This window comes from Streptomyces albireticuli, from assembly GCF_021228125.1.
In the GTDB taxonomy this organism is placed as follows: domain Bacteria; phylum Actinomycetota; class Actinomycetes; order Streptomycetales; family Streptomycetaceae; genus Streptomyces; species Streptomyces albireticuli.
Window position 1 is genome coordinate 1 of record NZ_JAJQQS010000084.1, and the last position, 1,005, is coordinate 1,005.

The following is a 1,005-nucleotide window of genomic DNA, read 5'->3' on the forward strand; positions in this document are numbered from 1 at the left end:
ACCCCCGAAATCGGACATGTCGGGCGTTTGGGTGGGGGTGGTGTGGGCTGGTGTGAACGATGGGGGGTAGTAGGTCACATCTTTGCCAGGGGGATTTCGCGCCGCTAACAATTGCGGGGTCGCTTGGCGCCGTCGATCGAGACGCGGCGCTTTTTCCGCGCCGTTTCCGGCCTGTGCGACGTACGCGATTGGAAGAGGTTCAGCTCAGTTATGCGCTCCACCATCTCCGGTTATACCCGTCTGCCCCTGGTCCATAAGCTCTCCACCGCCGGTATCGCCGCGGCCGGTGTGGCCGCTGTGGCTTTCGCGGCTGTTCCGGCTTCGGCGGATTCGCAGGCGCTGGACGTCAAGCCCGTCGCGTGGACCGCCACCGCCACCGCTGCCGCCCAGGACCAGGTGCGGGACGAGCTGGCCCAGCGTGTGGCTGGTGCCGCCGCCCAGGCCAAGACGGACGCGGCTGCCGCGCAGAAGGCGAGCGCTGACGCTGCCGCGAAGGCGAAGGCTGACAAGGAGCGTGGCGAGAAGGAGACCGCGAGCCGTTCGGAGGAGCGCAAGCCGGTCAAGGCCGCTCCTGCCCCCGCTCCGGCTGCCCCGGCTCCGGCCGCGGCGCCGGTGAAGAAGGCCTACGCCGACAACCTGGACGGCTGGATCAACGAGGCGATCGACATCCTGCGTGCCAAGGGCATTCCGGCGTCCTTCGAGGGTGTCAAGCGGAACATCATGCGTGAGTCGACGGGCAATCCCCGGGCGATCAACAACTGGGACTCCAACGCCGCGGCGGGTATCCCGTCGAAGGGTCTGCTGCAGATCATCGATCCGACGTTCAAGGCGTACCACGTCGAGGGCACCTCGTGGGACATCTACGACCCGGTCGCCAACATCGCCGCGTCCTGCAACTACGCGGCCGACAAGTACGGCTCGATGGACAACGTCAACTCGGCCTACTGAACCGGCCCAGCCCAACCCGCTCCTGCTGTACGAAAGGGGGCGGCGGCACCCCGCACA

The 1,005-nt window shown here is 67.2% G+C and carries 1 protein-coding gene; it reads left to right on the forward strand.

The genetic code is table 11. The features are described from left to right. Positions 1-210 precede the first annotated feature (210 nt). Positions 211-948: a transglycosylase SLT domain-containing protein gene (locus LUZ64_RS36675; RefSeq protein ID WP_095585001.1), complete on the forward strand. Its 738-nt coding sequence runs from the start codon at positions 211-213 to the stop codon at positions 946-948. Positions 949-1,005: the final 57 nt, after the last annotated feature.